At 70.7% G+C, this 5,750-nt stretch carries 5 protein-coding genes; 2 read left to right on the top strand and 3 right to left on the bottom strand.

The window, feature by feature from the left end; translation table 11 throughout:
• Positions 1-175: 175 nt before the first annotated feature.
• Positions 176-2,794 carry a right-handed parallel beta-helix repeat-containing protein gene (locus tag D7W81_RS39385; RefSeq protein WP_120560471.1) on the bottom strand — a complete coding sequence of 873 codons (2,619 nt, stop codon included), beginning with the start codon at positions 2,792-2,794 and terminating at the stop codon, positions 176-178.
• A 188-nt stretch (positions 2,795-2,982) separates the two neighbouring features.
• Between D7W81_RS39385 and D7W81_RS39390 the strand changes: the two genes are divergently transcribed.
• On the top strand, positions 2,983-3,645 hold the full coding sequence (locus tag D7W81_RS39390; protein WP_120560472.1) for a cytochrome b/b6 domain-containing protein: 663 nt from the start codon (positions 2,983-2,985) through the stop codon (positions 3,643-3,645).
• A complete protein-coding gene (locus D7W81_RS39395; RefSeq protein ID WP_120560473.1) occupies positions 3,635-4,333 on the top strand; it encodes a molybdopterin-dependent oxidoreductase in 699 nt (232 codons plus the stop codon). The genes D7W81_RS39390 and D7W81_RS39395 overlap by 11 nt, the downstream gene beginning before the upstream one ends.
• Positions 4,334-4,344: 11 nt before the next feature.
• Here the strand turns inward: D7W81_RS39395 and D7W81_RS39400 are convergent, their stop codons facing one another.
• Both D7W81_RS39400 and D7W81_RS39405 read right to left on the bottom strand, forming a co-directional pair.
• On the bottom strand, positions 4,345-4,779 hold the full coding sequence (locus D7W81_RS39400; protein ID WP_120560474.1) for a hypothetical protein: 435 nt from the start codon (positions 4,777-4,779) through the stop codon (positions 4,345-4,347).
• 13 nt (positions 4,780-4,792) lie between these two features.
• The gene (locus D7W81_RS39405; protein WP_120560475.1) at positions 4,793-5,581 is read right to left on the bottom strand and encodes an alpha/beta fold hydrolase; all 789 of its coding nucleotides are present in this window, start codon (positions 5,579-5,581) and stop codon (positions 4,793-4,795) included.
• Positions 5,582-5,750: the final 169 nt, after the last annotated feature.

The raw sequence follows: 5,750 nt of genomic DNA on the forward strand, positions 1-5,750 counted from the left end.
CCCATGCACGGCTTGGGCCCAACGGTCCCAACTGGTCCGACTGTCGGACCAGTTCGGACGGTGCGCCTCGGACAGGCGGCCTCAGTGGGGTTCTTGCCGTCTCAGCCATTGGGACAGCTTTCAGGCCCGACAACCTGGCGCGGCTTGAGTCCGGGGCATGGCCCGCCCGTGTGGCTCAGCGGACCGTCTGCTCCTGGGTGGTGCTCGCGCCGTCGCCCGTCGCCGTGAGGGTCAGCGGGCCCGCGGTCGGGGCCTGGACGTAGAAGATGCCCTCGCGCTGCCCGTTCTTGAGGCTCACCACCGTCACGGGGGCATCCGAACAATCCGGAAGCAGGTGGAAGGTCGCGCCCGCATCCGACGCGGCCAGCGCCACCTCCGGCACGGACAGCGGGGCCAGGTTGCCGGCCAGGTCCCAGCCCTGCACCACCAGCGCCTCCGAACACACGCCCGCGTCCAGCGTCCGCGCGGGAGTGGCGAAGCCCACCTGACGCTCCTCACCCTGCGCCGTCACATCCACGGCGATGACGTTGTCCGGGTACACGTCCGGGTCGTAACCGTCACCGCTGATCCGGTTGCGGCTGATGAGGTTCGCGGTCCCGTTGTCCGAGATGGCGGCCTGATAGATGCTGTTCGTCAGCTCCGCCTTGCTCAGCGTGTTGCCAACCACCTGGATGCCCTGGGACGCGGCGGGAGGCGTGAAGTCGGCGTCCACCGCCTGCAGCAGATCGACGCCGACGTCGTTCTCCGTCAGCACGTTGTCCTGGATGCGCAGGTCGTGGCACAGCTCGCGTCCCGCGCCGTAGTACCCGCCGCCCAGCACCAGGATGCCTGCGCCGTAGTCCAGATGGGTCAGGTACGCATTGCCCTGCACCTGGTTGCCCACCACCTGACCGGAGACGCCGTACGCGAGCTGGATGCCGATGCGCGCGATGCGGTCCGTGGGGCCCAGGCCGTTGATGACGTTGTCCTCCACCGTCGCCGCCACGCGCCCCAGCACCACCACGCCCGCCTTCTGGTAGCCCGTCAGCTGGTTGCCCCGGATGACCACCGTCACCGGCGTGGCGCCCGCCGCGCTGTTGCGCACGTCGATGGCGAAGCCCTCCTGGCAACCACCGACGTTGCCCGCCTGGCTCAGGTCCTCCACCACGGTGTCCTCGATGGTGCCGCTCGCGCCCTCCAGCAGGATGCCGCGCAGCCGGTCCGTGTCCGCGTCACACACGTCCGACAGGTTTCGCGCCGTCACGGTCACGTCGCGCACGCTCGCCAACGTGCCCCGGTTGCGCAGCACCGCGCCCTTGAAGTGGTCCCCGGCGCCGTCCTCGGACGCGGTCAGCGTGTGCCCGTCCCCGTCGAACGTGAAGCCGTCCGGGATGAACACCGCGCTCTGGACCACGCAGTCCTCGCGCAGCGTCACCCGTTCCGGTGACAGCGTGATGGCGCAAGGGGATTCCCCCGGGCCGCAGCGCCGGCCCGCCCACGCGACGGAGAAGGAATGCCGCGTGCTCGCGCCCGAGCTGTTCGTCACCACCACCCCCACCGTGGGCGTGACCTCCGCCGGCAGGCAGGAGAGCTCCGTCCAGTCCACCGTGCTCGTGGTGCCGTCCCTCACCGCCGTGCCGAGCGCGCCCACGTTCGACGTCCAGGCGAACGTCATCGCCTCGCCGCGAGGGTCCGCCGCCTTCACGGTGAACGTCACGCGTTCGCCCGCGAGCGCGTTCGCGGCGGACTGCGACGGGGTGTCCAGCACCGGCGGCGCGTCCGCCCGCACGCACAGGTTCACGAGCTGCTCCGCGCTTCCACCGAAGCCGTCCGTCACGGTGCCCTTCAACTGGCAGCCACACTCCGGCGGAGTCGCTGTCGGGGTGAAGACCGGCCGGGCGGCGGTGGGGTCATTGAAGAGGCCCTCGCACGTCGCGCTCCAGGCATACGTCAGCACGTCCCGGGGACCGTCCTCGTCCGTCACCGTTGCCTGGACCTGGAAGTCCTTGTTCAGGCCCACCTGCTGGGCCGCGCCGGCCACGGACGCCACCGGCGAGCGGTTGAACAGCGTGTCATCCAACGACGGCGGCGCGCGCGTGGTGCCCAAGCCGATGCGGAACTGGAGCGTGGACACCGCGCCCCGGGCATCCGTGACCTGCAGCCGGATCAACGCGTCATCATCGAACTCCGCTCCGACGCCGGCATCGGGCTGCGGCAGTGCCGCCGTCCACTCGCAGGTCGCGTCCACGCAGTCGAGCGTCCCAGAGGAGGCGGTCCAGGCGTAGGTGAGCGCATCTTCATCCAGGTCACTCGCTTGCGCGCTCAACCGCACGGTGTCGCCCGGGGCCACGATGCTGCCTGGCGCGCGCACTTCGTGGATGCGTGGCGCGTGGTTGGCCAGTTCCGGCAGGCCGGACTCGGGCAGGGGCACCATGACCACGAGCGCTTCTTCATACAGCGGCAGCTTCACGCCAGCGTCCAGGCTCAAGCGGGCCGTCACCGAGTCATCGGCATTCACGGCGTCCACGGCCAGCCGGATCTCCTCCTCGGGAGACTCCGGCTTCACGACGGTCGTCCACGCGATACCGCCACCCGGATCCGTCCGGGGCGTCAGCGCCTTCGACTCCGTGGCGCCGGACGTATGCGTCACCGTGGCCGTGACCGCGACGGCCTCCGCGGACCGGGGCATCGCGACCACGAGCCGCGCGCCTCCCGCCAGGGGTGCAGTGAAGGTGGGTTCCTCCTCCACGCAACCGAACGCGGTCAGCAGCAATACCCCCACGAGGTGCAACGCATTGGCGGGCTTCAGGGTCACGGCATCCTCGGGGAAGGCGGACGGGAGCGGGAACGATATCGGCTCACTTCCGGACGTCCAATCCACGGGGACAGGCGTCCATGTGCGCCCGGCACGCCGTCCAATGCCCGCCACTCCTCCGCGACCGCCGGGCTGTCGCCCCCCCGCCGCATGGTCCCGGGCCGCATCGTGGTGCTTGGTTCCCCTGCGTGCATCCGCCCGAGCCGCGCCGTCCCCAGCCCTGGCCCATCCGGCTCGCCCACTGGGCCAACGTGCCGCTGCTCGCCATCCTCGCGGCCAGTGGGTTGCAGATCCTCGTCGCGTATCCGCGCATGGGGCCTCGCGGGCGGCCCTTCGCGCTCTATCCCTTCCAGGACGCCGTGCCCCCGTCGTGGCTGCGCCTGGGGGACTGGCTCGCGGGGGCGCGAAGCTGGCACTTCGCGTTCGGGTGGTTCCTGGCCCTCAACGGGCTCGTGTACGTGCTCTACCTCGCGCTCAGCGGTGAGTGGCGCCGCCGCCTGTTCCTCCCTCGCCGCGACACGCGCGATGCCGTGGCCACGCTCGCGTACTACCTGCGGCTGCGCCCCGCCCCCGCACAGACGGGCCTCTACAACGGGCTCCAGCGGCTGGCGTACACGGCCGCACTGTTCATGGGCGCGCTGTCCGTCCTCTCAGGCCTCGTCCTCTACAAGCCCGTGCAGCTCCAGTGGCTCACCGCCCTCTTCGGCGGCTACGACCCCGCGCGCTTCGTGCACCTGCTGCTGCTCGCGCTGCTCGCCCTCTTCACCGTGGGCCACGTCGTGCTCGTCGCCCTGCACCCGCGCACCTTCGGGGAGATGCTCACCGGCGGGAGGAAAACCGATGCCCGCTGAGCGCGTCCTCACCCGCCGCCGCGTCCTCCTGGGCGCCGCCGCGCTCACCACCAGCGCCTGCGACTCCCAACGCCCGCGTGCCGGCTTCCTCGGCGTCATGGACCGCTTCAACGAGCACGCCCAATCCGCCCTCTTCCACCCCACCCGGCTCGCCCCCGAGGAGCCCGTCGAGCAGCTCACCCAGCCCGGCGATTTTCCGCACTACTTCCTCTCCGACACCGTGCCCCTGGCCCCCGCGGACTGGCGGTTGGAAGTGGGCGGACTCGTGGCCCGGCCACGCACCTTCACGCTGGAGGAATTGCAGCGGCTGCCCCGGACCGGCTTCCGGATCCGCCACCACTGCGTGGAGGGCTGGAGCGCGGTGGCGTCATGGCACGGCGTGCGCGTCAGCGACCTGGCCCGGGCCGTGGGCGCGGATCCGCGCGCGGGCTTCGTGGAGTTCCGCTCGTTCGACCAGGGCTATTACTCGTCCTGGGACGCGGCCAGCGCGCTGCATCCCCAGACCGTGCTCGCGTACGGCATGAACGGAGCGCCGCTCATCCCCGGCCATGGCGCGCCGCTGCGCCTCTATTCGGGCGTGAAGCTGGGCTACAAGATGGTGAAGTACCTCACCACCGTGCGCTTCCTCCCGGAGGCCACGGGGGGCACCTGGGAGGACCGCGGCTACGAGTGGTTCGCCGGCGTGTAGCGGCGCGCTTTTCAGCGCTTGGTGTTGAAGACGCCCGGCAGGAACGGCGTGAAGCCGCGCTTGCGCAGGGTCTCGCGCTCGGCGATCAGCGCCGCCAGGGCGGCCTCGCGCGTGGGGAAGTGGTTCACCGCCGCGCCGTGGATGGCGCCGCTGGTGTTGATGAACGTGAGCGTCATCTCATCGCCGCCGTAGCGGTACGAGCGGTGCGTGTTGCGCTCCAGCACCTCGCGGCGCACCTTGCCGAAGATGCGCCCCGCGGTGTGGCGGACGATGAGCCCATCCAGGTTGATGAGCAGGTCCACCCGGCCGTTGAACTTCGCGAACTGCGCCTCCACCTCGCGCCCCCAGCGATACACGTCCTCATCCGTCACCAGGATGCAGTCGGTGAAGTGCGCGGTGACGACGTCGTGCTCGGCGTCGCGTTCGAAGGACATACCCCAGGCCATGTCACGTCCCCCTTCAAGCCTGCGCGGCGTTGCCCGCGAGGAACGCCGACAAGAGCGCCGCCGTCTCCGCCGGACGCTCCACCTGGGGGTAGTGCCCCGGCCCCGGCAGGTGCGTCAGCCGCGCGTTCTGGATGAGCCCCACCACCGCCTGCTTGAGGAACACCGGCGGCAGGAACGGATCATCCGTGGCCACCACCAGCGTGGGCGCCGTGATGGCGGACAGCCGGTGCGCGAAGCCGCCCGCCGTCCAGGAATCGAAGCACTGCTCGATGGCGTCCTTCGACACGGAGCCCGAGTCCTTCAGCAGGACCTCCAACGACTCCGGCGACAGCTGCTTGCACGCCAGGCCCAGGATGGTCTTCTGCTTCTCGCGGTCCCCCGCGGAGGTGCGGAACAGCCCCGCCGCGTCCGGAGGCAGGGGCAGCCCCGACGCGGGCACCGAGTTGAGCAGCACCAGGCCGCTGACGCGCGAGGGCGCTTCGGACGCCACCCACTTGGCGATCTGCCCGCCCATGCTGTGGCCCACGAGCGTGAAGCGCTGCGCCTTCGCGTGGTCCGCCACCGCCAGCACGTCCTTCGCGTACTGCTCCAGCGAGTACCCCGACGTCGGCCGTCCGGACGGCCCGGTGCCCCGGTGGTCCAGGACGAGCAGCCGCAGGCCCGTCATGTCCAGCTTCTCCAGCATCGGGTCCCACACCGCGCCGGACACCATCCACCCGTGCACCAGCACCACGTCGCGAGGACCGTCCCCCAGCACCCGGTAGTGCAAGGGTGTTCCATCCGTCGCGTTCGTCGTGGGCATGGGGGGCTGTCCTCTGCGGGGGGAAAGACTGGGAAGTCTTGACTTAAAGGGGAAGCGTAGCAAGCCACGACTGGGCCATGGCCGTCCACCTGCTCGGAGGTTGCCCGAAGGTACGAAGGGCGGGCAGTCCCGACAGGTAGGTGCGCCGGGCGGGAATGAGGGGTGGGAG

The sequence above is a fragment of the Corallococcus aberystwythensis genome, from assembly GCF_003612165.1.
In the GTDB taxonomy this organism is placed as follows: Bacteria; Myxococcota; Myxococcia; order Myxococcales; family Myxococcaceae; genus Corallococcus; species Corallococcus aberystwythensis.